This window comes from Blautia massiliensis (ex Durand et al. 2017), assembly GCF_051861785.1.
GTDB lineage: Bacteria > Bacillota > Clostridia > Lachnospirales > Lachnospiraceae > Blautia_A > Blautia_A luti_A.
Window position 1 is genome coordinate 1,574,560 of record NZ_CP146725.1, and the last position, 24,677, is coordinate 1,599,236.

Annotated in this window: 26 protein-coding genes; 24 read left to right on the forward strand and 2 right to left on the reverse strand. The window is 41.9% G+C overall.

Annotated elements, in window-relative coordinates:
• Positions 1-292: 292 nt before the first annotated feature.
• The 20 genes from V9W66_RS07580 (at position 293) to V9W66_RS07675 (ending at position 19,364) form a co-directional block, all read left to right on the forward strand.
• A complete protein-coding gene (locus V9W66_RS07580; protein WP_118633429.1) occupies positions 293-1,195 on the forward strand; it encodes a hypothetical protein in 903 nt (300 codons plus the stop codon).
• A gap of 142 nt (positions 1,196-1,337) precedes the next feature.
• Complete coding sequence (locus V9W66_RS07585; protein WP_144092049.1) at positions 1,338-1,652, forward strand: YdcP family protein; 315 nt, start codon at positions 1,338-1,340, stop codon at positions 1,650-1,652.
• Positions 1,653-1,673: 21 nt separating this feature from the next.
• Positions 1,674-2,051: a YdcP family protein gene (locus V9W66_RS07590; RefSeq protein WP_118633427.1), complete on the forward strand. Its 378-nt coding sequence runs from the start codon at positions 1,674-1,676 to the stop codon at positions 2,049-2,051.
• A gap of 132 nt (positions 2,052-2,183) precedes the next feature.
• On the forward strand, positions 2,184-2,912 hold the full coding sequence (locus V9W66_RS07595) for a hypothetical protein (RefSeq protein WP_118633426.1): 729 nt from the start codon (positions 2,184-2,186) through the stop codon (positions 2,910-2,912).
• 108 nt (positions 2,913-3,020) lie between these two features.
• Positions 3,021-4,418: an FtsK/SpoIIIE domain-containing protein gene (locus V9W66_RS07600; protein WP_144092051.1), complete on the forward strand. Its 1,398-nt coding sequence runs from the start codon at positions 3,021-3,023 to the stop codon at positions 4,416-4,418.
• Between the two features lie 151 nt (positions 4,419-4,569).
• Positions 4,570-5,793, forward strand: coding sequence for a MobT family relaxase (mobT, locus tag V9W66_RS07605; RefSeq protein ID WP_144092053.1), 1,224 nt, complete (start codon positions 4,570-4,572; stop codon positions 5,791-5,793).
• A 51-nt stretch (positions 5,794-5,844) separates the two neighbouring features.
• Positions 5,845-6,066 carry a hypothetical protein gene (locus V9W66_RS07610; protein ID WP_002570387.1) on the forward strand — a complete coding sequence of 74 codons (222 nt, stop codon included), beginning with the start codon at positions 5,845-5,847 and terminating at the stop codon, positions 6,064-6,066.
• Positions 6,067-6,251: 185 nt separating this feature from the next.
• Positions 6,252-6,758 (forward strand): superinfection exclusion B family protein, encoded by a 507-nt coding sequence (locus tag V9W66_RS07615; RefSeq protein WP_011861920.1) that lies wholly within the window; start codon positions 6,252-6,254, stop codon positions 6,756-6,758.
• A 73-nt stretch (positions 6,759-6,831) separates the two neighbouring features.
• Positions 6,832-7,326 carry an antirestriction protein ArdA gene (locus V9W66_RS07620; RefSeq protein WP_144092055.1) on the forward strand — a complete coding sequence of 165 codons (495 nt, stop codon included), beginning with the start codon at positions 6,832-6,834 and terminating at the stop codon, positions 7,324-7,326.
• Positions 7,327-7,351: 25 nt separating this feature from the next.
• Entirely contained in the window at positions 7,352-7,840 is a 489-nt protein-coding gene (locus tag V9W66_RS07625) for an antirestriction protein ArdA (protein ID WP_181975791.1), read from the forward strand.
• Between the two features lie 93 nt (positions 7,841-7,933).
• Positions 7,934-8,326, forward strand: a complete 393-nt coding sequence (locus V9W66_RS07630) for a conjugal transfer protein (protein WP_005427021.1) — start codon at positions 7,934-7,936, stop codon at positions 8,324-8,326.
• Positions 8,310-10,760 carry an ATP-binding protein gene (locus V9W66_RS07635; protein ID WP_144092057.1) on the forward strand — a complete coding sequence of 817 codons (2,451 nt, stop codon included), beginning with the start codon at positions 8,310-8,312 and terminating at the stop codon, positions 10,758-10,760. The genes V9W66_RS07630 and V9W66_RS07635 overlap by 17 nt, the downstream gene beginning before the upstream one ends.
• Positions 10,760-13,141: a CD3337/EF1877 family mobilome membrane protein gene (locus V9W66_RS07640; protein WP_144092115.1), complete on the forward strand. Its 2,382-nt coding sequence runs from the start codon at positions 10,760-10,762 to the stop codon at positions 13,139-13,141. The genes V9W66_RS07635 and V9W66_RS07640 overlap by 1 nt, the downstream gene beginning before the upstream one ends.
• Positions 13,138-14,142: a bifunctional lytic transglycosylase/C40 family peptidase gene (locus V9W66_RS07645; protein WP_144092059.1), complete on the forward strand. Its 1,005-nt coding sequence runs from the start codon at positions 13,138-13,140 to the stop codon at positions 14,140-14,142. The genes V9W66_RS07640 and V9W66_RS07645 overlap by 4 nt, the downstream gene beginning before the upstream one ends.
• Positions 14,143-14,158: 16 nt before the next feature.
• Positions 14,159-15,067, forward strand: a complete 909-nt coding sequence (locus V9W66_RS07650) for a conjugal transfer protein (RefSeq protein WP_144092061.1) — start codon at positions 14,159-14,161, stop codon at positions 15,065-15,067.
• Positions 15,068-15,235: 168 nt separating this feature from the next.
• Positions 15,236-15,901 (forward strand): response regulator transcription factor, encoded by a 666-nt coding sequence (locus V9W66_RS07655; RefSeq protein WP_044925970.1) that lies wholly within the window; start codon positions 15,236-15,238, stop codon positions 15,899-15,901.
• Positions 15,898-17,034, forward strand: coding sequence for a sensor histidine kinase (locus V9W66_RS07660; RefSeq protein WP_144092063.1), 1,137 nt, complete (start codon positions 15,898-15,900; stop codon positions 17,032-17,034). Before V9W66_RS07655 ends, V9W66_RS07660 begins: the two co-directional genes overlap by 4 nt.
• A gap of 113 nt (positions 17,035-17,147) precedes the next feature.
• Positions 17,148-18,545 (forward strand): ABC transporter permease, encoded by a 1,398-nt coding sequence (locus V9W66_RS07665; protein ID WP_144092065.1) that lies wholly within the window; start codon positions 17,148-17,150, stop codon positions 18,543-18,545.
• A 10-nt stretch (positions 18,546-18,555) separates the two neighbouring features.
• Entirely contained in the window at positions 18,556-19,197 is a 642-nt protein-coding gene (locus V9W66_RS07670) for an ATP-binding cassette domain-containing protein (RefSeq protein ID WP_144092067.1), read from the forward strand.
• Positions 19,194-19,364, forward strand: coding sequence for a hypothetical protein (locus tag V9W66_RS07675; protein WP_186289957.1), 171 nt, complete (start codon positions 19,194-19,196; stop codon positions 19,362-19,364). The genes V9W66_RS07670 and V9W66_RS07675 overlap by 4 nt, the downstream gene beginning before the upstream one ends.
• A gap of 13 nt (positions 19,365-19,377) precedes the next feature.
• Here the strand turns inward: V9W66_RS07675 and V9W66_RS07680 are convergent, their stop codons facing one another.
• Complete coding sequence (locus tag V9W66_RS07680; RefSeq protein WP_144092068.1) at positions 19,378-19,731, reverse strand: helix-turn-helix domain-containing protein; 354 nt, start codon at positions 19,729-19,731, stop codon at positions 19,378-19,380.
• A gap of 595 nt (positions 19,732-20,326) precedes the next feature.
• Here V9W66_RS07680 and V9W66_RS07685 point away from each other — a divergent pair.
• From V9W66_RS07685 to V9W66_RS07700, 4 genes are all read left to right on the forward strand, one after another.
• A complete protein-coding gene (locus tag V9W66_RS07685; protein ID WP_022615780.1) occupies positions 20,327-20,749 on the forward strand; it encodes an RNA polymerase sigma factor in 423 nt (140 codons plus the stop codon).
• Positions 20,746-20,985 (forward strand): helix-turn-helix domain-containing protein, encoded by a 240-nt coding sequence (locus V9W66_RS07690; protein WP_144092070.1) that lies wholly within the window; start codon positions 20,746-20,748, stop codon positions 20,983-20,985. The genes V9W66_RS07685 and V9W66_RS07690 overlap by 4 nt, the downstream gene beginning before the upstream one ends.
• Before the next feature lie 574 nt (positions 20,986-21,559).
• On the forward strand, positions 21,560-21,754 hold the full coding sequence (locus tag V9W66_RS07695) for a DUF3173 domain-containing protein (protein ID WP_011861908.1): 195 nt from the start codon (positions 21,560-21,562) through the stop codon (positions 21,752-21,754).
• Between the two features lie 36 nt (positions 21,755-21,790).
• The gene (locus tag V9W66_RS07700; RefSeq protein ID WP_144092072.1) at positions 21,791-22,975 is read left to right on the forward strand and encodes a site-specific integrase; all 1,185 of its coding nucleotides are present in this window, start codon (positions 21,791-21,793) and stop codon (positions 22,973-22,975) included.
• Positions 22,976-23,055: 80 nt separating this feature from the next.
• Here V9W66_RS07700 and guaA read toward each other — a convergent pair whose 3' ends face one another.
• The gene (gene guaA / locus V9W66_RS07705) at positions 23,056-24,633 is read right to left on the reverse strand and encodes a glutamine-hydrolyzing GMP synthase (RefSeq protein WP_144092074.1); all 1,578 of its coding nucleotides are present in this window, start codon (positions 24,631-24,633) and stop codon (positions 23,056-23,058) included.
• Positions 24,634-24,677 lie beyond the last annotated feature (44 nt).

Below are 24,677 nucleotides of genomic sequence, written 5' to 3' on the forward strand. Positions count from 1 at the left end.
AAAATCGTTGATTTTAAAGCATTTTCAGGAACTATCAACCACTAAAATCTATATGAAAAAAAATAAAAAATGCAATAAAAATGCAATCGAAGTACATCCAGATTTATAGTATAGACCAGCAAACCTCAATATCTTCCCTCTATAGACGTTCAGAAATGAGCGTCTATTTTTGCTTTAAAACATACTGGTACTAAACTTAGAATTATAAAATATATTTTAGGATATTAAAAACAATTTTCACTTTTAAAAAAAATGGTATAATATTTTATAATTTAAAATTAGGAGGCTCTGTATGCAACAAAATTTATTTTTTCCTGTATATAAACAATTAGAAAAAGAGTTAGACGAATTAAGCTATTTTATAACCTTTGATAAGAAACAGTTAAAAACTTATTCAATTAAAATTTCTGAATTACTTTTAAGAACAGTTTCTGAAATAGAAAACATATCTAAAGAGTTGTGCAAACGTGAAAAAATTAAATTCTATGATAAAAATAAACATATCCGCAAAGTGGTATATTTTAACGACTATTTCGAAAAACTTGAAGACTTATTTCTTTTATCAAAAAAATATGTGTCGTTTGACCTAGATAACTGTAATGAAAATATATTTGATGTTAAGCTTGTTCCGTTTAAAAAAGATAAAACATATACGCTAAACGGAAAGACTAAAAGTATCTGGTCTTGGTATTATGCCTATAATAAAATAAAGCATGATAGAGTAAAATTTTTTAGATATGCAAATTTAGAATGTTTAATTAAGGCTTTAGCTGCCTTATTTCTACTCAATATTTATTATTTAAACAAAACATTCTATTCAGAAAATTCCTATGATACAGATTATATACTCGAAAAAATAGAAGGATTTTCAAAAATATTTTCCGTAGATTATACAATGGCAATTTCTGATGATGAAAGAATCTCACCAAATTTAAAAGATACTTTTTTTAACCCTATTGAATTTTTTAGAATAGGTCGTGAATCATCAACATACTTATTGTATTCTGATTATGTAATTAGAACTTCTTCTGACGAAGCTGCTGATATGTTAGATAAATTAGAAGGAAGTGTTCACTTATTTAATTCCGAAACTCACACTTTAAGAAAAAAATATGACAATTATCAATATACAGAACATACAACTCAATGTAAATTAGTTGCAAAACTAAATAGGGAAATAGACGTTCAAAAATGAGCGTCTATTTTTTTACCCCAAAACCAGAAAGGATGTGATACTACGAAGAAATCACCACCGCCGGAGCGTTCCCCTCCACTTCCAAACCAGCACCCGAAACCAACCATCAAACACAACATTCAGAGAGGACAGGTACATCTATATGGAATTAAAATTCGTTATCCCCAACATGGAAAAGACATTTGGCAACTTGGAGTTTGCCGGAGAAGACAAAACAGAGCAGAGAAGAATCAACGGACGCATGGCGATACTCTCCCGTAGCTTCAACCTGTATTCAGATGTACAAAGGGCGGATGATATTGTGGTTATCCTCCCTGCCGAAGCCGGAGAGAAGCATTTTGACTTTGAGGAACGTGTAAAGCTCATCAATCCCCATATCACCGCAGAGGGCTATAAAATCGGCACAAGGGGCTTTACCAACTACATTTTGCACGCTGACGATATGATAAAAGCGTAAGGAAAAGGAGGACATCAGACTATGAGATTAGCAAACGGAATCGTAATTGACAAGGAAGCAACTTTCGGGGCATTGAAGTTTTCTGCCCTCCGCCGTGAGGTTCACCTCCAGAATGAAGACGGCTCGGTATCAGAAGAAATCAAGGAGCGTACCTATGACTTAAAATCCAGAGGACAGGGGCGTATGATTCAGGTTTCCATTCCTGCCAGCGTGCCATTAAAGGAATTTGATTACAATGCAGAGGTGGAAATCATCAATCCTGTGGCAGACACCGTGGCAACGGCTACCTTTCAGGGGGCAGCGGTGGACTGGTACATCAAGGCGGAGGATATTGTCCTGAAAAAAGTGACTGCAATAAATCCGCAGCCGCCGAAGAAAGACCACCTAACAGCAAAATAACTTGATAAACCTATTGCGTTTTATAAATAATAAAAGTTAAATTCCCCTCTATTTCTATTGGGAAAATTGTTGTTTTAATAAAAAATAAATGGTAGTATTATGTAAATAAATATTTAGATAAGGGGTGTCTATATGAAAAAACTCGTCGGAGAAATGTCGGATTTATTGAATAAAATCGTAAAATTTTCAGATGACTATGCAGACGTCAAAGATATTTTTCTTAATGACTCTACAATGGAGTTGGCAGAGGATGCAATAGGTTCACTTAAATTTTTAAATAATTCTAGGAAAGCACTATCAATTATTAAGTTCAAATATTTCTTAAAAGGACTTAACTATGAAAATGCTGATAAAGAAAGTATTGAAAAACTAATTAGATATGTAGATAATCAATCCAAAGCTGAATTCATTACAAACTCTTTTGACAAAATAATTTCGTCAAATTCAAAATTAGCCTGCTGTGTAATGGGACTAATGTTAAATGATATAGGACAACATAATGATGATATATCACAAGAAGATTTGATAATGTTAAATGCACTTCCTATGCTTAATGATTTCGACATAAAAAACTTTCATTATTTATATAAAATTTCCTCAAAAAATCACAAAAGTAATCATAATATTTCCCCAAAAGATATTAAGGAATGCGTACAATTATACAATATTACTCGTAGAAATTTATATTTAACAATGGGAGTATTAGAAAAATATAACTTGATGGACAAAAACATAGATGTTGATTTAGACATAGACGAGGATAACTTAGACTTTAGCAGCGTAGATTGTGATGAAACATATTATTTCAATTCAATAAGCCAAAAATTATACACTTATAGCAGTATGTTATTTAAAGATTAAAATAACACTTTTTATCTATTATACAAAATTCATATTAAACCATAAAGCAGATAATTCATTTTTATTGAGTTATCTGCTTTTCATATTCTTAAAAAGGAGAACTTTCCCATGAAACAGCTTTTTCCCCGTGGAAAACGTATCCGCCCCACGGATAAAGACCTTGTGTTCCATACTGCCCTTGCCGCCCTGTTCCCTGTCTTCCTGCTGGTTGTCCTGCTGTTTCATATCCGGCAGATTGCCGGAACCAACTGGCAGGAAGTGTCCCTCTCCCAGATAGTACAAGATGTAAATATCCCTTACCTGTTATTCAGCATGGGCGTAGCAGGGCTGGTGTGTCTTGCAGCCGTTCTTCTGTTCTGGCGATACCGCAGGGATGAAGTAAAGCAGCTCATCCACCGTCAAAAGCTGGCAAGGATGGTGTTGGAAAACAAGTGGTATGAATCAGAGCAGAGAAAAGAAGACGTTTTTTTCAAGGACTTGTCTTCCAGCCGTTCCAAAGAAACCATCACTTACTTTCCCAAAATCTACTACCGGATGAAACAGGGCTTGCTCCATATCCGTGTAGAAATCACCTTAGGGAAATATCAGGAACAGCTCTTAAACTTGGAGAAAAAGCTGGAAAGCGGCTTGTACTGTGAACTGACGGATAAGGAATTAAAGGATTCCTATGTGGAGTACACCCTGCTCTATGATACCATTGCCAACCGTATCTCCATTGAGGATGTACAGGCAAAGGACGGCAGGCTCCGGCTTATGGAAAATGTCTGGTGGGAGTATGACAAGCTCCCCCATATGCTCATTGCCGGAGGAACCGGCGGCGGAAAGACTTATTTCATCCTGACCCTCATTGAAGCCCTGCTCCGCACCAACGCCGTCCTGTTCGTGTTAGACCCGAAGAACGCCGACCTTGCGGATTTACAGGCGGTTATGCCGGATGTGTACTACAAAAAGGAAGATATGCTCGCCTGCATTGACCATTTCTATGAAGAAATGATGAAACGCAGCGAAGACATGAAGCTCATGGAGAATTACCGGACAGGGGAAAACTACGCTTACTTAGGACTTCCGGCACATTTCCTTATCTTTGATGAATATGTGGCATTTATGGAAATGCTCGGCACAAAGGAAAACGCTGCTGTCCTCAACAAATTAAAACAAATCGTTATGCTTGGGCGGCAGGCTGGCTTCTTCCTGATTCTCGCCTGCCAACGTCCGGACGCAAAGTATCTGGGGGATGGAATCCGTGACCAGTTCAATTTCCGTGTAGCTCTGGGGCGGATGTCGGAAATGGGCTATGGGATGATGTTCGGGGAAACCACAAAGGACTTCTTCCTAAAGCAGATAAAAGGGCGTGGCTATGTGGATGTGGGAACCAGCGTTATTTCGGAATTTTATACGCCCCTTGTACCAAAAGGACACGATTTCCTCAAAGAAATTAAAAAGCTCATAGACAGCAGGCAGGGAGTGCAGGCGGCGTGCGGAGCGGAAGCCGCAGAAACGGACTGACCTGCTGTGGCTGGTGTGCCGCAAGGCACGCCAGCATGAACCCCTCGTATCTAACAGAGGGGTACAAATCGACAGGTAACAACCAAACAACAGGGCAGAATCCCACGGTACACAAGGGATTTTCCCATATCCGGCGTGTGTCAACAAGGCTCTGAAAATTGACATACGCTTTTTTAGACAGGAGGGATTTTCACTGAATGAAGAAACATGGGTACGGGACATCAAAGAGAAACGGGAAATTTATGGTATCTCACAACAGAAACTTGCCTTAGCTGCCGGAATCACCCGTCCGTACCTGAGCGATATTGAAACGGGCAAGGCTCACCCATCCGAAGCATTGCAGGAAGCCATCACAGAAGCTCTGGAACGCTTCAATCCAGACGCTCCCCTTGAAATGCTCTTTGACTATGTACGGATTCGCTTCCCCACTACGGATGTGAAGCATATCGTGGAAGACGTGCTGCGGCTAAAGCTATCTTACTTTATCCATGAAGACTACGGATTCTACTCTTACACGGAGCATTACTATCTGGGTGATATTTTCGTTCTGGTATCGCCGGAACTGGAAAAAGGGGTGCTGCTGGAACTGAAAGGGCGTGGCTGCCGCCAGTTTGAAAGCTATCTTCTGGCACAGGAACGAAGCTGGTATGAGTTTTTCATGGATGTTCTCATGGAGGACGGCGTGATGAAGCGGCTTGACCTTGCCATCAATGACAAAACGGGAATCCTGAACATTCCCCATCTGACAGAGAAGTGCCGGAATGAGGAATGTATCTCGGTCTTCCGCAGCTTCAAAAGCTACCGCAGCGGCGAACTGGTACGGCGTGAGGAAAAAGAATGTATGGGGAACACCCTGTATATAGGCTCCCTCCAAAGTGAGGTGTACTTCTGCATTTATGAAAAAGACTATGAGCAGTACAAAAAGCACGATATTCCCATTGCGGACGCAGAGGTAAAGAACCGCTTTGAAATCCGGCTGAAAAATGAGCGTGCCTTTTACGCCATCCGTGACCTGTTAGAACATGACAATCCAGAACGGACAGCCTTTCAAATCATCAACCGCTATGTCCGGTTCGTGGACAGGGACGATACGAAGCCCCGTTCTGACTGGCGTATCAGTGAGGAATGGGAGTGGTTTATCGGGGAACACAGGGGAAGCCTGAAACTGACAACCAAACCGGAACCTTATTCCTTTGAACGCACCCTGCACTGGCTCTCCCATCAGGTAGCCCCCACGTTAAAGCTGGCTCTCCGTCTGGATAAGATGAACCACACCCAGATTGTCCATGACATCATCACCCATGCAAGGCTGACGGAGAAGCATGAAAAAATCCTGAAGCAACAAGCCGCCGCTGCAAAGGAGGTGGTGCTTTAACGGCGGCAATTTTAGAACCTAAGAACTCTTACAGGAAAGAAAGGAGCTTTTATGAATTTCGGACAGAATCTTTACAACTGGTTTTTATCCAACGCCCAGTCCCTTGTGCTGCTGGCAATCGTGGTGATTGGACTGTACCTCGGATTTAAGAGGGAATTTTCCAAACTTATCGGTTTTCTGGTGGTGTCCCTTGTAGCGGTCGGTCTGGTCTTCAATGCGGACGGTGTAAAGGACATCTTACTGGAACTGTTCAATAAGATTATCGGAGCATAGGGAATCCATTTTACACTTCCGTTATGGAGCAAGCTCTGATTGCTTCATGGCGGAAGTCCACTAGGGGCTTGGGGAGCGTAACTCCCCAAAAGAAAGAAGATGTAATATGATAGTGTATGATAATTGAGATAAACTAAGAATGGTGGTATAATTTCTTTAATAGTAATTGAAAGTGGAGGAAATGTATGAAAGATTTTATTGATTTTTTGAAATTACCGCCGAACATTTTAGGAGCTTTATCTATTGCCAGTGGTACATTATTATTATTGCCTCAAAAGTTAGCCCAAAAGTTTTATATTATAAATTTTCGAGAAAAATATGGTTTTACAATAGGCATTGTTTTTGTGATTTCCACAGCTTTACTAATCGTTTTATTACTATCTAAAATTTTTCATTTCTTTTATGACAAGTATGCTTCTAAGAGATTAGGAACTGCTCAGATTAAATATTTGAAAAATATGACACCAGAACAGGTGACAATCATTCGGGAGTTTTTACGTGAACCAACTCACACCCTGCCATTACCCATGAACAATGGATTAGTAATAGAACTTCAACATTTACAAATATTAACCCCTGCCGGACAAACTCATTTAGTAAGTATGTTAGACCCACAAATCAATTATTTTTTACAACCTTGGGTAATTAAAAAAATCAATAGTGATGAAGAATTAAAGCGAATATTTTATTAGAAAAATGGCAACTGACAAACAAAGTTAGTTGCCATTTTTTGTTCTAAGAAAGGACGTGATACTGATTGAGGAAATGAGAATCTACATCCTGAACACCACACGGTTTTACCATGAAGATTTTGAGGAATATCCTGGGGCATGGTTTTCCTGTCCTGTGGATTTTGAAGAAATCAGGGAACGTCTTGGAGTTCAGAGTGAGGAACAAATCGAAATTGAAGACTATGAGCTGCCGTTTCCATTGGAGGGCAACACAAGGCTCTGGGAAATCAACGCCCTTTGCCGGATGATACAGGAAATGCAGGGAACGCCCCTCTATTATGAAATGGATGTGGTACAAAAGCGGTGGTTTCCCAGCTTTATGGAATTTATCGACCACAAAGACCAAATACGCTGCTATCCGGTGCAGGACGGAGAATCCCTCGCCCGTTATCTGGTGCAGGAGGTACAGCTATTTGGAGAAGTACATCCAGACCTGTTGAACCATATCGACTACGCTTCCATTGGTCGGGAACTGGAAACCAGCGAAAACTACCTGTTTACGGACAATGGTATCTTTTATTACCGCTAAAAGGAGGTGGAGGAACTTGGAAGAAATGCGGATTTACATTGCCAACTTAGGCAAATACAATGAGGGCGAACTGGTAGGGGCATGGTTCACGCCGCCTGTGGACTTTGAGGAAGTCAAAGAACGTATCGGTTTGAATGATGAATATGAGGAATACGCCATCCATGATTATGAGCTGCCCTTTGAGATTGACGAATATACCCCCATTGAGGAAGTCAACCGCCTGTGTGAAATGGTGGAGGACTTACCGGAGTACATTCAGGAGGAACTATCAGAGCTGCAATCCTACTTTGGCAGTATCGAAGAACTCTGTGAGCATGAAGACGATATTATCTGCCATTCCGGCTGTGATGATATGGCGGATGTGGCTCGCTACTATCTGGAAGAAAGCGGACAGCTTGGGGAACTTCCAGCACACTTACAAAACTATATCGACTATGCAGCCTATGGGCGTGACATGGAATTGGATGGAACCTTTGTTGTCACGAACCACGGCGTATATGAAATCTTACGGTAGCCCCGTCTGTATCTCTTTCAGGAAATACAGGCGGATTTTTTGATTCAGGGGCGGCTCTTTTGCTGCCCCCATCTTTTAGAAAGGACGGACAACATGAAGAAAATACGAAGCTATACCAGTATCTGGTCGGTGGAAAAGGTACTCTATTCCATCAATGATTTTAAGCTGCCATTCCCCATCACGTTCACACAGATGGCGTGGTTCGTGGTATCGGTGTTTGCAGTTATGCTCTTGGGGAACCTCCCTCCCCTTTCATTCATTGACGGGGCATTTCTGAAATACTTCGGCGTACCCTTTGCCCTCACTTGGTTCATGTGCCAGAAGACCTTTGACGGGAAGAAGCCTTACGGCTTCCTGAAATCCGTACTGGCATATCTGGTACGCCCGAAACTGACGTATGCAGGAAAGCCCGTGAAGCTGGAAAAGGAATATCCGGCACAGCCCATCACGGCAGTTAGGAGTGATATTTATGGCATATCCGATTAAGTACATCGAAAATAACCTTGTGTTCAACCATGACGGGGAATGCTTCGCTTACTATGAGCTGCTTCCCTACAACTATTCCTTTTTAAGCCCTGAACAGAAATATCAGGTACACGATTCGTTCCGGCAGCTTATCGCCCAGAACAGGGACGGGAAGATTCACGCCCTGCAAATCAGCACGGAATCCAGCATACGGGCGGCACAGGAACGCTCCAAACAGGAAGTGACAGGCAAGTTAAAGGACGTTGCCTGTGCAAAGATTGACGCACAGACCGAAGCCCTGATTTCCATGATAGGGGAAAATCAGGTGGACTACCGCTTTTTTATCGGCTTCAAGCTGCTTGTTAATGAGCAGGAAGTCACTATGAAACAGTTTCGCAGGGAAGCAAAGACCGCTGTTTCCGACTTCCTCCATGAAGTCAACCACAAGCTCATGGGGGATTTTGTTTCCATGAGCAATGAGGAAATCTGGCGGTTTCAGAAGATGGAAAAACTGTTGGAGAATAAAATCTCACGCCGCTTCAAAGTCCGGCGGCTTAACAAGGACGATTTTGGCTATCTGATTGAGCATTTATACGGGCAGACCGGAACCGCCTACGAAGATTATGAGTATTATCTTCCGAAGAAACGGTTTCAGGAGGAAACGCTGGTGAAATACTATGACCTCATCAAACCCACCCGTTGTCTGATAGAGGAAAACCAGCGGTATCTGAAAATCGAACAGGAAGACGGGACAGTTTATGCCGCCTACTTTACCATCAACAGCATTGTAGGGGAACTGGACTTCCCATCCTCGGAAATCTTTTACTATCAGCAGCAGCAATTCACTTTTCCCATTGATACCTCTATGAATGTGGAGATTGTGACAAACCGGAAAGCCCTCTCCACGGTGCGGAACAAGAAAAAAGAGCTGAAAGATTTGGACAACCACGCATGGCAGAATGACAGTGAAACCAGTACAAACGTGGTGGACGCTTTAGACAGCGTAAATGAGCTGGAATCCACCTTAGACCAGAGCAAGGAATCCATGTACAAGCTGTCCTATGTGGTGCGTGTGACGGCTCCCGACTTGGAAGAACTGAAACGCCGCTGCAATGAGGTGAAAGATTTTTATGACGATTTGAACGTGAAGCTGGTTCGCCCCTTTGGGGATATGCTGGGGCTGCATGGGGAATTTCTCCCTGCCAGCAAACGGTATCTGAACGATTACATCCAGTATGTCACCAGCGACTTCCTTGCTGGTCTTGGCTTCGGGGCAACCCAGATGTTAGGAGAACCGGAGGGCATTTATATCGGGTACAGCCTTGATACGGGAAGAAACGTGTACTTAAAGCCTGCCCTTGCCAGTCAAGGAGTGAAAGGCTCCGTCACCAACGCCCTTGCTGCCGCTTTTGTCGGCTCCCTCGGTGGTGGAAAATCATTCAGCAACAACATGATAGTCTATTATTCCGTATTATTTGGGGCACAGGCTCTCATTGTTGACCCGAAAGCGGAACGGGGACGCTGGAAAGAAACCCTGCCGGAAATCGCCCATGAAATCAATATCGTAAACCTGACCTCGGAGGAACAGAACAGGGGCTTACTTGACCCCTATGTGATTATGGAGAACCCAAAGGATTCTGAATCACTGGCAATCGACATCCTGACCTTTTTAACCGGCATTTCCAGCCGTGACGGGGAGAAGTTCCCTGTTCTTCGGAAAGCCATCCGTGCGGTGACAAACAGTGAAGAGCGGGGGCTTTTCAAGGTAATTGAGGAACTACGGGCAGAGGGAACCACCATCAGCACCAGTATAGCCGACCATATCGAATCCTTTACGGACTATGACTTTGCACACCTGCTCTTTTCGGATGGGGATGTCACACAGTCTATCAGCCTTGAAAAGCAGCTCAACATCATTCAGGTGGCGGATTTGGTGCTGCCGGATAAGGAAACCTCGTTTGAAGAATACACCACAATGGAGCTGCTTTCCGTGGCAATGCTCATTGTAATCAGCACCTTTGCCCTCGACTTCATCCATACCGACCGCAGCGTGTTTAAGATTGTGGATTTGGATGAAGCATGGAGCTTCTTACAGGTGGCACAGGGCAAGACCCTTTCCATGAAGCTGGTTCGTGCCGGACGTGCCATGAACGCAGGCGTTTACTTTGTGACCCAGAACACGGACGATTTGCTGGATGAAAAGCTGAAAAACAATCTGGGCTTGAAGTTTGCGTTCCGTTCCACGGACATCAACGAAATCAAAAAGACCCTCGCCTTTTTCGGGGTGGATTCCGAAGATGAAAACAACCAGAAGCGGCTCCGTGACTTGGAAAACGGACAGTGCCTTATCAGTGATTTGTACGGGCGTGTGGGCGTGATACAGTTCCATCCTATCTTTGAAGACCTGTTCCACGCCTTTGATACCAGACCGCCCGTAAGAAAAGAGGTGGAATGATGGTGATACATAGAACTTCCAACCGACCGCAATTCCCAGTTCCTCATCACACAAAAAAGGGCTTGTCTTGGAAGACGGCAGGAAAAGTGATTGGCAGGGTGCTTCTGGCACTCCTGCTCATCCTCCTGCTGCTTGCAGTCTTCGGCACAGCCGCCCACGCTGCCGGACTGGTGGATGATACGGTGGACGCTGCCAACGAATACAGCAAATATCCTCTGGACAACTACCAGCTTGATTTTTATGTGGACAGCGGATGGGACTGGCTCCCGTGGAACTGGCTGGACGGTATCGGAAAACAGGTGATGTACGGGCTGTATGCCATCACAAATTTTATCTGGACAATCAGCTTGTACCTTTCCAACGCCACAGGGTATCTGATTCAGGAAGCCTACTCGCTGGATTTCATTTCCTCTACGGCGGATTCCATTGGGAAAAATATGCAGACCCTTGCAGGCGTTACCACTGGCGGCTTGTCCTCGGAGGGATTTTATGTCGGGTTCCTGCTGATTCTCATTCTGGTGGTGGGGATTTACGTTGCCTACACAGGGCTTATCAAACGGGAAACCACAAAAGCCATCCATGCCGTTGTGAACTTCGTGGTGGTGTTCGTGCTGTCCGCTGCCTTTATCGCTTATGCTCCTGATTATATCGGGAAAATCAATGAATTTTCCGCAGACATCAGCAATGCCAGCCTGACACTTGGTACAAAGATTGTGCTGCCTAACTCGGAAAGTCAGGGGAAAGACAGCGTGGATTTGATACGGGACAGCCTGTTTTCCATTCAGGTCAAGCAGCCGTGGCTCCTGCTGCAATATGGCAATTCAGATATGGAAAGCATTGGAGCAGACCGTGTGGAAAGCCTGCTTTCAACCAGTCCAGACGAAAACAACGGACAGGACAGAGAAGAAATCGTAGTGGAGGAAATCGAAGACAGGGAAAATACGAATCTTACCATCACAAAGACCATCAACCGATTGGGAACCGTCTTCTTCCTGTTCCTGTTCAATATCGGTATCTCCGTTTTTGTATTCCTGCTCACGGGGATAATGATTTTCTCACAGGTGCTTTTTATCATCTACGCCATGTTCCTGCCTGTGAGCTTCCTCCTTAGCATAGTTCCCTCTTTTGAGGGGATGTCAAAGCGTTCCATTACGAAACTGTTCAACACCATCCTTACCAGAGCCGGAATCACCCTAATTATCACGGTAGCGTTCAGCATTTCCACCATGCTCTACAACCTGTCTGGGGAATATCCGTTCTTCCTGACGGCGTTCTTGCAGATAGTGACCTTTGCCGGAATCTATTTCAAGCTGGGGGATTTGATGGGGATGTTCTCCTTACAGAGCGGCGATTCCCAAAGCATGGGGAGCCGTATCATGCGAAGACCCCGTATGCTCATGCACGCCCATATGCACCGTTTACAGCATAAGTTAGGACGTTCCGTGGCAGCTCTTGGGGCTGGAACGGCTGCATACCACGCAGGAAAACAGGCTGGCTCAGACCAGAGAACTGCTTCCCACTCCGGCGCTTCCAAACGGACACAGGCAGACCACAGCAGACCAGACGGACAGGCAGCACCGGAAAAGGAATCCGCATGGAAACGGGCTGGCTCTGCGGTGGGTGCGGCGGCAGATACCAAAGATAAGATAGCCGATACTGCCGGACAGCTTCGGGAGCAGGCAAAGGATTTGCCTGTCAATGCAAAGTACGCCCTTTACCACGGGAAAACACAGGTATCAGAGGGAGTACGGGATTTTACTTCCAGCGTGACCCAGACCCGAACTGCCAGAGCCGAACAGCGGAACGCACAGGCAGAACGCCGCAGACAGACCATTGCAGAACGCAGGGCTGAACTGGAACAGGCAAAACAGCCGCAAAAGACAGCTTCCGAAGCACCCAAAGGGGCGGCTCCTATCCATGAACGTCCTGTTACTGCAAAGCAGCCAGAAGATTTCCGACATCATGCAGATACCGCTCATGCAGGAAAACCAGCCATGCAGCCTGCTTCCTCATCCATCAGGGAACGGGGACAGGTTCCTTATGGGGGAACTGTGGCGGAACGGGCTTCGGTTCCGGTGGTAAAAGCGGCTTCTATCCACCATGAACAAACGCCTCTTGTAAGGACAGAACGCCAGATAGTCCCATCTGCTTCCCTATCCCAGTCGGATGAAAGACAAAAGGCGGCTCCCACTATCACACCGGCTGCTCCCCGTCCGGCAAGACCTGTCCAGAATGATACGGCTCCTGTGATACCGGAAAGAAAACGGGCTGCCCCTGCGGTAAAAGAATCAAACTTTACCATCCGGCGTACCACCGCCAGAAAGGAGTGGACAAAAACGGTAAAAGCGGCTGCCAAACAAAAGAAAGGGGAGAAACCATGAAATTAAGACACCTTTTCTTTGCCTGTTCCGGCGTGTTCGTGATGATGTTCTCCCTGCTCCTTTTGGTGGTGATTGTCTTCTCGGATGAGGAAGACGGAGGAAGCGGCGGAAACCTTATCTATGGGGGCGTGAGCGTATCACAGGAAGTCCTCGCCCATAAACCTATGCTGGAAAAGTATGCAAGGAAATATGGCATAGAGGAATACTTAAATGTGCTGCTCGCCATCATTCAGGTGGAATCCGGCGGCACGCTGGAAGACGTTATGCAGTCCTCGGAATCTCTGGGGCTTCCCCCGAACTCCCTTAGTACAGAGGAATCCATCAAACAGGGCTGCAAGTATTTCTCGGAACTGCTCGCAGCGGCAGAAACAAAGGGCTGTGATTTAAACAGTGTGATTCAGTCTTACAACTACGGCGGTGGTTTCCTAGACTATGTAGCAGGGCACGGAAAAAAATACACCTTTGAACTGGCAGAGAGCTTCGCAAGGGACAAATCCGGCGGAAAGAAAGTCACCTACACCAACCCTGTTGCCGTAGAGAAAAACGGGGGCTGGCGGTATTCCTACGGGAATATGTTCTATGTCCTATTGGTATCGCAATACCTGACCGTGGCACAGTTTGATGATGAAACGGTGCAGGCTATCATGGAGGAAGCCTTAAAGTATGAGGGCTGGACGTATGTGTATGGGGGCGATTCCCCCTCCACTTCCTTTGACTGTTCGGGACTGGTGCAGTGGTGCTATGGCAAGGCAGGAATCGCCCTGCCACGGACAGCACAGGAACAGTACAATGTGACGCAGCACATCCCCCTGTCCGAAGCAAAAGCAGGGGATTTGGTCTTTTTCCATTCCACCTACAATGCCGGAACCTATATCACCCATGTGGGGCTGTATGTGGGAAATAACCGGATGTACCATGCCGGAAATCCCATTGGTTACGCAGACCTGACAGGCTCCTACTGGCAACAGCACCTTGCCGGAGCCGGACGAATCAAAAAATAAGAAAGGATGAACCGATATGATTCAGATTAGAAAAGAGGAAAACCAGAAAAAGCAGAAAGAAAAGGAACTGAAAGTCTATAAAGCCAATACCCACAAAAAAACCGTGATTGCCCTGTGGGTGCTGCTGGCAGTGAGCTTCCTGTTTGCCGTTTATAAGAATTTCACGGCGATAGACATTCACACTGTCCATGAAACCAAAGTGATTGAGGAAACAATCCTCGACACCCACAAGATAGAAAACTTCGTGGAGAATTTCGCAGAAGTCTACTATTCATGGGAACAGTCCGCCGCTTCCATTGACAATCGGACAAACGCTTTAAAAGGGTATCTCACCGGAGAACTGCAAGCCCTGAATGTAGATACCGTCCGAAAGGACATCCCCGTATCGGCTGCCCTGACTGACTTCCAGATATGGGAAATCACAGAAGAAAAGGAGCAGCATTATCAAGTGACCTACACGGTGGAACAGCGTATCACAGAGGGAGAATCCAGTAAAACCGTCCGTTCTGCCTATCAGGTGACGGTCTATGTGGATGGCTCTGGAAACCTGACGATTATCCAGAATCCAACCATTACCAGCGTTCCCGTAAAATCTGGTTACACTCCCAAAGAGATACAAAGTGACGGTACGGTGGATTCCATCACCACAGAGGAAATCAACGAATTTCTCACCACCTTTTTCAAGCTGTACCCTACGGCAACCGCAAAGGAACTGACCTATTATGTGAGTGAGGGCGTGCTGAAACCTGTGGGGAAAGAGTATATTTTCTCGGAACTGGTGAATCCGGTTTATAACCGAAACGGAAATCAGGTGACAGCTTCCCTTGCAGTGAAATATCTGGATAACCAGACCATGACAACACAGGTATCACAGTTTAACCTTGTGCTGGAAAAGAACGGGGAAAACTGGAAGATTGTGAAATGATTATATATTCCAATAGTAAACAGATGATAAAAAATCATCTGTTTACTATTGGATGTGAGATAAATTCTTGTTTTAATTCCTAAATCTTTCTATAATAAAATTAAATTATCAATCTAATTTCATATTCTTTTCATATAAATGCTGTACAGTAAAAATGGAGGTGAATATATGGCTAAAATATTGATTGTCGAAGATGATAAAAGAACAAATATGGCTATTTGTGAATATTTAAAACCAACCGGACATAACATTGTTTCTGCTTATGATGGTGAGGAAGCATTGCAATTATTTCATAGTACAACAATAGATTTAATTGTTTTAGACATTATGCTTCCACGATTAACTGGGATTGCTGTTTTACATGAAATAAGAAAAAGCAGTCTTATACCTGTACTTATGCTCACAGCGATTGAGGATGAATATACGCAATCACAAAGTTTTGATGAATTAGCAGATGATTATGTAACAAAACCTTTTTCTATGGTATTGCTTGGAAAAAGAATCACCGCTCTTTTGCGCCGCTGTGGACAAATGCAGTCTATAGACACTATTACTTTCGGGGATGTTACTGTCAATTTTTCTGGATATACAGCCCATGATAAAAATGGAAGAATTGACATTACTCCAAAAGAAATAGAATTATTAAAACTTCTTATAGAACATAAAGGACTGGTTTTGACCCGTTCACAAATTCTTGACGAACTATGGGGATATGATTACCCTATTATCGACCGGACAATAGATACTTATATCAAAAATTTAAGAAAAAAATTACGTCTTAATTGTATTGTAACAGTAAAAGGAATCGGCTATAAGTATGAGGTGGTGGAATGAAACGATTAAAAATATTGCCTAAAATTTTTTTATATACATTCAGCATTATGGTGTTTATTATAATTGCAGCTCATCTGATTTTGTATTTACTTGCCCCACGAATTGCTATAGATTACACTTCATCAGTAATATCAAATCAAAGTGAATATGTATTAGATGGCAGTATCGACCCTTTGCAGTTTGTATCACAGGCAATTTGGCAGGCGTTACCATTTTCTGTTTTTTGTTGTATTATTCTTTGTGCAATATGTTCCTATTTTTTTTCAAAAAGTATTACAACACCAATTCGGAAAATTTCAAGTGTGACAAAACAAATGTCTAAAATGGATAAATCTGCTGTTTGTATAGTATCTTCTCAAGATGAAGTGAGAGAATTAGCTGATAATATCAATCAATTATATTATCGTCTATTTACAACTATTAAAAATCTTGAAGCAGAAAAGGAAAAGGTTAAAGAAAGTGAACAGGCAAAAATTGATTTTTTAAGGGCAGCGTCACATGAATTAAAAACCCCAGTAACCGCTTTAAATGCAACCTTGGAAAACATGATTTTAGGAGTGGGAAGTTATTGTAATTATTCCACATATCTTCCTGAATGTAAGGATATAGTAGAACAGCTTGCAACCATGATTCATGAAATTTTAGAAACTTCCAAAATAAATATGGAAACCACTCAGGAAGATTCTACGAAATGTAATTTATCAGACTTAATTTTGAATGTATGTGAACCATATAAACTGATTGCTGCGACTCATGGTATCAATTTAAAGTTAGATATTCCTCAAGAATACAGGATAATAATTCCACAAAAGCAATTTAGTCGGGCATTTTCTAATATTATTGCAAATGCTGTCACCTATACTCCAAATGAGGGGAGTGTTTTTGTCTGTTTAAAAGAACATACTTTAACGGTAGAAAATGAATGTATTCCGATTGATAAACAACAATTAGCACATATATTTGAACCATTTTATCGTCCTGATTTTTCTCGCAATAGTGATAGCGGTGGAAATGGATTAGGACTTTACATTGTCTCAACTATTTTTTCATCACTTCATATTTCGTATGAATTTTTACCAACAGAATCACAAAAAGGGATGTGTTTCTCTATCCTCCTGCCAAAAGCTCTCTAATTTCAGAGGGCTTTTTTTCGCCCTAAATTCTATATTCATTTCATATACATTCCATATTGAACATTTATGATGTTCCTGTATTCAAAATAAAAAATCAGGAGGTATAAAAAATCATGAACTTTATGAAAAGAGCATTTCTATATGTCTCACGCAAAAGAGGAAAGAGTATTTTGCTTTTTTTCATCCTTTTAATTCTGTCAACTTTTGTTCTAACGGGACTAAGTATTGGAAGCGCGTCAAAACAAGCTCAAAAAAATTTAAGACAAAATATCGGCGGCTCTTTCAATATTGATGTCAATTATTCAGATTCAAATCCATATTATCACGAAGAAGAAAGTGAGAATGAAGATGGGTCTTCCGACCTTTTAATGTACTCGACTGAGCAGGTGACATCAAAAATGGTAGAAAACATTCGGAATATTTCCGGTGTTAAATTCTGTGATGCAACAACGGAAAGTCTGATAAATTTTGATAAACTTTTACCATTTGCCGGAACTGTTCCATTAGATGAGAGTCTTTCTCATTGTGTAAAAAGCATTGGTGTATGGCGTTCAGAAGAACAAAATTTCTTTACTTCTGGAAAAGTCCAACTAATAGAAGGCAGGCATATTTTAGACAATGACATACACAAAGTTATTGTGTGTAAAGACTTAGCAGAAAAAAACAACTTAAAATTAGGCGATTCCTTAATTGTAACAAATGAGAACGGAAAGCAACTAGCTTTTGAAATTGTTGGATTGTTTCATGCACAAAAACTTGAAAAAATTGGCGAATCAATACCAACATATGATAAGATACAAAATTTAATTTTTACAGATATAGAATCTATTGTCGAACTTGAAAATAGTGTTGCAGTGCAAGGGTTTGATACAGTAAAAGTTACCGTAAATGACCCTAAAGATATTGAAAAAATCATAGAGCAAGTAAAACATTTACCTGACTATAAAGAAAATGTTTATAACATTTATGCCAATGATGAGGTTTACAAAAACACAGCAATTTCTTTAGAGAATTTAGATACGTTAGTTATCGGCTTGTTACTTGTAATCATTATCGCAAGTGTTATTGTTCTTTCACTTATTCTCACACTTTGGGGAAAAGAGAGAATACATGAAACAGGCGTTTTGCTCTCCATTGGAATAAAAAAATCCAGCATATTAGGACAATACCTTATTGAAGTTTTAATGATAGCAATTTTAGCTTTTACCTTATCTTTTGTTACAAGCAATATGATTTCTGGAAATATTGCAAATACCCTTTTACAACAAAATACAAAAAATGAAAAACAGCAACTTTCAACACAAGAAGACCATACAGAAATGAAAAGTCTGGATTTTAGCGTTTCAGAAGATTCAGAATCCGCTATTCCTGATATTAAGGTAGAAATTACTTTGCCCGATATATTGCAATTATACACAATCGGTTTTTCTATCATTTTTATTTCAGTAACTATATCTTCGATTAGTGTTATGCGTTTAAAACCACGGGAAATTTTAGCCCGTATGAGTTAAGGAGGAACAAATGTCAATTTTTAAATGTAATCATGTATCATACTCTTATGATAAAAATACAAACGTGCTGAAAGATATTACCTTTTCATTTGAACTAGGAAAAGTATATGCGATTTTAGGTTCATCTGGTTCCGGAAAAACAACATTACTTTCACTACTAGGGGGACTTGATATACCAACTACCGGAACTATTTTATACGAAAATGAAGATATTAAAAAAATAGGATTGGAATCTCATAGACAAAATCATGTTTCTCTTATATTTCAAAATTATAATTTGATTGATTATATGACACCGATTGAAAATGCAACTTTGGCAGCAAAGAAAGATGTTGATGTGGTTCCTCTTTTAAAACGTCTGGGACTTTCTGATAAAGAACTAAAACGAACCATTTTAAAATTGTCTGGTGGGCAACAACAACGTGTAGCAATCGCACGTTCCTTAGCTACCGATGTCCCTATTATACTGGCAGATGAGCCTACAGGAAATCTTGATGAAATAACTGCCGCTGAAATCACACAAATATTACAGGAAACTGCCCATAAATTGAATAAATGTGTCATTATTGTTACTCATTCTAAAGATGTTGCTCAAAAAGCTGATACTGTGTTAGAACTCAAACAAGGAATATTAAGGCAGGTGAAAAAATGAAAAAAACGATTACACTAATAATTTGTTTATTACTTTCTACTTTTGCATTTAGTGGATGTGTAAACAGAACAGAAAAAAGTAAATCTGAAAAAGTTTCTTACGATTACGAAATTTCAGGGCAGGAGGATATGTCAAATATAGAAATTGTGCCAGAAAATGAAAAGTAAGCCAACGGAAGAATTATTCTTCCATTCGCTTATATTTCATAATACCATCAATAACGCTTTCCATAATTACAAGGTCGGTATCTGTCAACTGATTTATTTTTTCTTCAAGCTGCCTACGTCTGCTGCTTTTTATCATGTTATCAGTAGGTAGAAAAAATTCATCAACAGATACATTTAATAATGATACAAGGTCGTAAAGAACCTGTAAACTTGGGTGCTGCCCTTTGTTCTCAATATTGGTTAAATAGCGTGGGTCAATTTCAATCATTGCTCCCACCTGTTCACGGGTCAAACCCTGTTTTTTACGGGCTTCTTTTATGGCAAGCCCAAACGCCCTGAAATCATATTTATCTTCTTTTTTACGCATAATACACCACCTCTGTACATTTTACTGTTCCTGTTGCAATAGTGACAGGTATAGAAAAACGTATTACATAGTTGTATAGTTCCTATTATGCGTATCAAAGATAAATGTATGCTGCCGAAACGGAAATTAAAAAAAACCGTTATTTGGCAGCATACTTTCCCTGCGTCAAAAATCACATCATCTTTTCCAGACGACGGTTTAACAAAAGCCGCCGTCTTTTTTTGCATGAAATATAGATGATTTTTAAAGTCTACTACTTTATACAGACAGCGGCTTACAGGAGGAAGCCGCTATGAAAAATATTTTCTTAAATATATCTACATTCGGTAAACCGTTAAAAAAAGCCATCCACCTACACTAGAAAAGTCTGACCCTCAATGTGGTTTTTCAGAATACATAGAAAGAACTATCGAAGCATACAAGCAGAAATATCGTCTGTTTGCGTGCTTTTTTAGTTGGAAGAAAAAGTTTTTAAATTTTTCTTCTCAAAACGCAACTGCACCCCCTGTCCTGTCGGGACTAAGAGCGAAAAGGGGGAAAGAAGCAGAGATTCCTATCAACTCGCTCCCTTTCAAGGCTGGAAAGGGGGTGAGCAATGATGAAGCCATCTGAATTTCAGACAACCATAGAGAACCAGTTTGATTACATCTGTAAAGTCGCTATGGAGGATGAACGCAAAGACTATCTCAAAGCGTTGTCCAGACAGTGTAAACGGGAAACCCTGTTCTGTGATATGGACGATTACACCGTCAATCTGTTTTCTTCCGAAGACACCTATCCATCCCACTTCCATACTTTTGAAATGGATGGATTTACTGTCCGCATTGAAAACAGCCTGTTAGCAGAAGCATTAGAAAATCTGGATGGAAAGAAACGTGACGTTATCTTGAGATATTATTTTCTTGGATTTGACGATACGGAGATTTCAAAAATTCTGGAAGTCAACCGTTCTACTATACAGAGAAGAAGACACGCCGGACTGGAATTTATCAAAAAATTTATGGAGGAAGAAGCATGACAGCAAAGCACCCTATGATTCCGTTTCCTGTGATTGTAAGGGCTGCGGATGGTGACATTGAAGCAGTCAACCAGATTGTACGCCATTACAGCGGTTTTATTGCCAGCCGTTCCATGCGTCCCATGAAAGACGAATACGGGAATACCCACATGGTTGTAGATGAAACCCTACGCCGCCGGATGGAAACACGTCTGATTACAAAGATTTTATCTTTTGAAATCAGGGAACCAAAGTAAAAATAACGCTCTCCTGTGGAAGCATGGACAAGCCCATGCTTCCCAGACAGAGCTTGCCAGTCTATTAAAGTGCATTATCACCAGTGCATTTTAACAGGCTGACAAAGCCGGATTGTTCCTTGAAAAAGAAAGCGTCTAATCAACGCAGCATAAAGCAACCGAATACGTTTCGATAGAAAGAGAGCCGTTGGGCTGGCACGCCGTAACCCACCAAAGGAGGGATGAAACCGGATAGCGATTCCTGCCAGCGTTCCATAAGCAGCTTCCCGTAAAAGCTGCCGCCATGACCTTTCTATTGTGATAATGATACTTCCGTACAGCCTTAGTCCGTGTGATGATGTAGCACCGCTGGCAAAGGGTACGGCTGGATGAGAACCATGCAGGGGTGAGATTCCCATGAGCTTTAGCGAAAGCTGTTCGGTTTGCTTAGATACCATTTGGAATTAGAATTTTTCATTCAAAATCAAATAACTATTTGCAGGAAATACAATCTTAATATTACTTTTGCCACAAAATCTGATATAATATAGACAGATATTGAGGGTTCCATATCTGGTCTATGGAAAGGAGGAACATGATTACAGTAACAAAAAAAGACTTAATAGAACTGGGTTATGGAACTTCATTCGCAGCAGACATCATAAGAGAAGCCAAAAAACTTATGATTTCAAAAGGGCATACCTACTATCAGTCACGCAAACTGGACAGGGTTCCCAGAGAAGCTGTGGAAGAATTGCTAGGGATTACTTTTACTGATAAATCAAACTGATTGTACTTCTTGCACATTTATGTAAGGAGTGAAATCATGGCAAAAGACCCTATTAAGAAAGCAGAAAACGGAACTTATTATTTTAGAGCAAACTTAGGTTTGCATCCGATTACCGGAAAACAGATTCAGAAATACAAAAGTGGATTCAAGACAAAAAAAGAAGCCAGAGAAGCATATTCAAAACTTATGCTGACATCCACAGAGGAATTAACAGAAAAGAAACAGCAGCTATCTTTTCAACAGTTTATTGAGGAAACTTATCTTCCTTGGTATAAAACACAAGTAAAGGAAAGCACCTATCTGAACCGCCGTTCTACCATTCAGAAGCATTTTTCATACTTTTACAAAATGACGGTGGATGAGATAGAACCCATTAACGTCCAGAACTGGCAGCTTGAACTCGCAAAAGAATTTAGTCCAAACTATATCCGTATTGTACAGGGTATGCTCTCTATTGCCTTTGACAGAGCAGTTGTTCTCGGTCTTGCAAAGAAAAATCCATCACGAATGATAGGAAACATCAAGAGCAAGAAAACAAAAGTGGATTTCTGGACACTGGATGAATTTCAAAAGGTAATTTCCCTGCTCTACAAGGGAGATTATTACGAACATTACCTTTTCATTTCATACTGGCTCCTGTTTATGACCGGAATGAGAATCGGAGAAGCCGCAGCCCTGCAATGGTCGGACATCAACTTTGAAACCGGACTTTTAAGTATAACAAAAACGCTGTACTATAAAACAATGGACGAATACAAATTTGTGGAGCCAAAGACACAAGCCAGTATTCGCACTATCTATATTGACACAGATACCATCAAAGAATTGAAAGCATGGCAGGAAGTACAGCAAAAGGTTTTAAAGGGCTGCGACCTTGTACTAAGCTACAATGGGATTCCCACCAGTAAGCACACCCTCCCACGGGCATTAGAAAAACTTGCTGGATTGGCAGGCGTACACCGTATCAAGATTCATGCACTCAGACATTCCCATGCTTCCCTGCTCATCAGTATGGGTGAAAATCCTTTATTGATTAAAGAACGTCTGGGGCATGAAAAGATACAGACTACGTTAGGAACCTATGGACATTTATATCCCAACACCAACGTGGAAGTTGCCAAAAAATTAACTGGTGTTCTCACTTATACTCCGGCAACAACCAGTGTTGCCGATTACACCAGCAATCAGCATACAGCAATCTATCACAGAACAGTTGAATAAAAAAATGCAATCAAAATGCAATTCTAAAAGGAAAGAGCCTCAAAACCCTTGAAAATAAAGGCTTTGAAGCTCTGCTCCAACTATTCAAACTCGATCGTTCCAGGCGGCTTACTAGTAAGATCATAGAATACGCGGTTTACGCCCTTAACTTCATTAATAATACGGTTCATCACCTTATTAAGCACTGCATAAGGAATCTCAGCAGATTCAGCAGTCATAAAGTCAATAGTCTTAACGGCGCGGAGCGCCACTGCATAATCGTATGTTCTGAAGTCTCCCATTACACCTACGCTTCGCATATTTGTAAGGGCTGCAAAGTACTGGTTCGGCATCCAGGATGGATCTTCTCCGTGTTCTTTTTTGTAGTCGGCGGCTGCATTGTCGACTTCTTCACGGTAGATGTAGTCTGCATCCTGTACGATGCGTACTTTTTCCTCGGTGACTTCACCGATGATACGGATTCCAAGTCCCGGGCCCGGGAATGGCTGACGGAATACCAGTCTTTCCGGAATTCCAAGCTCAAGGCCGGCTTTACGGACCTCATCTTTAAAGAGGTCGCGGAGCGGCTCGATGATTTCTTTGAAATCTACGAAATCAGGAAGTCCACCTACATTGTGATGGGATTTGATCACTGCGGATTCTCCGCCAAGACCGCTCTCTACAACGTCCGGATAAATGGTTCCCTGTGCAAGGAAATCTACAGCACCGATCTTCTTGGCTTCCTCCTCGAAGATACGGATAAATTCCTCACCGATGATCTTACGTTTCGCCTCAGGCTCTGTAACGCCTGCAAGCTTGTCATAATATCTCTGCTGTGCATTGACACGGATAAAATTCAGGTCAAACTGTCCGTTCGGTCCGAACACACCCTCAACCTCATCTCCCTCATCTTTACGAAGAAGTCCGTGGTCTACAAATACGCAGGTAAGCTGCTTGCCGATTGCTCTGGAAAGAAGTCCTGCTGCTACGGAGGAATCTACACCGCCTGAAAGAGCAAGGAGAACTTTTCCACCGCCGACTTTCTCACGGATCTCTTTGATCGTGTGCTCAACAAAAGCATCCATCTTCCAGTCTCCGGCACATTCACAGACACCAAGTACGAAGTTGGAAAGCATTGTCTTTCCTTCTACTGTGTGCAGTACTTCCGGATGGAACTGGATCGCATACAGTTTCTTCTCTTCATTCTGTGCAGTTGCTACCGGACAGTCCGCTGTGTGTGCAGCTATCTCAAATCCAGGTGCAGTCTGGGAAATATAGTCTGTATGGCTCATCCAGCAGATCGTTCTGTCGGATACATTCTTAAAGATTCTGGAATCCTTCTTATCAATAAGAAGCTCTGTCTTGCCGTATTCGCTGACATCTGCCTTCTCAACTTTTCCTCCAAGGACATGCATCATAAGCTGTGCTCCATAGCAAAGTCCCAGCACCGGAATTCCAAGCTCAAATAATTCTTTCTGATAAGTCGGTGAATCTGCCTCATAGCAGCTGTTCGGTCCACCGGTGAGGATAATTCCCTTAGGATTCATCGCTTTAATCTTCTCAAGATCTGTCTTATAAGAATAGATCTCGCAGTATACATTGCATTCTCTGACACGTCTTGCAACCAGCTGATTGTACTGACCGCCAAAATCAATGACAATAACTAATTCTCTTTTCAAGGCTTTCCTCCTGTTTTTTATAACATCTTTAGAATCTGTTACTC

Bases quoted from the DNA above. Each gene is read 5' to 3' on its own strand.
- V9W66_RS07580 (WP_118633429.1), top strand. From the start codon at position 293: ATGCAACAAAATTTATTTTTTCCTGTATATAAACAATTAGAAAAAGAG.
- V9W66_RS07585 (WP_144092049.1), top strand. From the start codon at position 1,338: ATGGAATTAAAATTCGTTATCCCCAACATGGAAAAGACATTTGGCAAC.
- V9W66_RS07590 (WP_118633427.1), top strand. From the start codon at position 1,674: ATGAGATTAGCAAACGGAATCGTAATTGACAAGGAAGCAACTTTCGGG.
- V9W66_RS07595 (WP_118633426.1), top strand. From the start codon at position 2,184: ATGAAAAAACTCGTCGGAGAAATGTCGGATTTATTGAATAAAATCGTA.
- V9W66_RS07600 (WP_144092051.1), top strand. From the start codon at position 3,021: ATGAAACAGCTTTTTCCCCGTGGAAAACGTATCCGCCCCACGGATAAA.
- V9W66_RS07610 (WP_002570387.1), top strand. From the start codon at position 5,845: ATGAATTTCGGACAGAATCTTTACAACTGGTTTTTATCCAACGCCCAG.
- V9W66_RS07615 (WP_011861920.1), top strand. From the start codon at position 6,252: ATGAAAGATTTTATTGATTTTTTGAAATTACCGCCGAACATTTTAGGA.
- V9W66_RS07620 (WP_144092055.1), top strand. From the start codon at position 6,832: ATGAGAATCTACATCCTGAACACCACACGGTTTTACCATGAAGATTTT.
- V9W66_RS07625 (WP_181975791.1), top strand. From the start codon at position 7,352: ATGCGGATTTACATTGCCAACTTAGGCAAATACAATGAGGGCGAACTG.
- V9W66_RS07630 (WP_005427021.1), top strand. From the start codon at position 7,934: ATGAAGAAAATACGAAGCTATACCAGTATCTGGTCGGTGGAAAAGGTA.
- V9W66_RS07635 (WP_144092057.1), top strand. From the start codon at position 8,310: ATGGCATATCCGATTAAGTACATCGAAAATAACCTTGTGTTCAACCAT.
- V9W66_RS07640 (WP_144092115.1), top strand. From the start codon at position 10,760: ATGGTGATACATAGAACTTCCAACCGACCGCAATTCCCAGTTCCTCAT.
- V9W66_RS07645 (WP_144092059.1), top strand. From the start codon at position 13,138: ATGAAATTAAGACACCTTTTCTTTGCCTGTTCCGGCGTGTTCGTGATG.
- V9W66_RS07650 (WP_144092061.1), top strand. From the start codon at position 14,159: ATGATTCAGATTAGAAAAGAGGAAAACCAGAAAAAGCAGAAAGAAAAG.
- V9W66_RS07655 (WP_044925970.1), top strand. From the start codon at position 15,236: ATGGCTAAAATATTGATTGTCGAAGATGATAAAAGAACAAATATGGCT.
- V9W66_RS07660 (WP_144092063.1), top strand. From the start codon at position 15,898: ATGAAACGATTAAAAATATTGCCTAAAATTTTTTTATATACATTCAGC.
- V9W66_RS07665 (WP_144092065.1), top strand. From the start codon at position 17,148: ATGAACTTTATGAAAAGAGCATTTCTATATGTCTCACGCAAAAGAGGA.
- V9W66_RS07670 (WP_144092067.1), top strand. From the start codon at position 18,556: ATGTCAATTTTTAAATGTAATCATGTATCATACTCTTATGATAAAAAT.
- V9W66_RS07675 (WP_186289957.1), top strand. From the start codon at position 19,194: ATGAAAAAAACGATTACACTAATAATTTGTTTATTACTTTCTACTTTT.
- V9W66_RS07680 (WP_144092068.1), bottom strand. From the start codon at position 19,731: ATGCGTAAAAAAGAAGATAAATATGATTTCAGGGCGTTTGGGCTTGCC.
- V9W66_RS07685 (WP_022615780.1), top strand. From the start codon at position 20,327: ATGATGAAGCCATCTGAATTTCAGACAACCATAGAGAACCAGTTTGAT.
- V9W66_RS07690 (WP_144092070.1), top strand. From the start codon at position 20,746: ATGACAGCAAAGCACCCTATGATTCCGTTTCCTGTGATTGTAAGGGCT.
- V9W66_RS07695 (WP_011861908.1), top strand. From the start codon at position 21,560: ATGATTACAGTAACAAAAAAAGACTTAATAGAACTGGGTTATGGAACT.
- V9W66_RS07700 (WP_144092072.1), top strand. From the start codon at position 21,791: ATGGCAAAAGACCCTATTAAGAAAGCAGAAAACGGAACTTATTATTTT.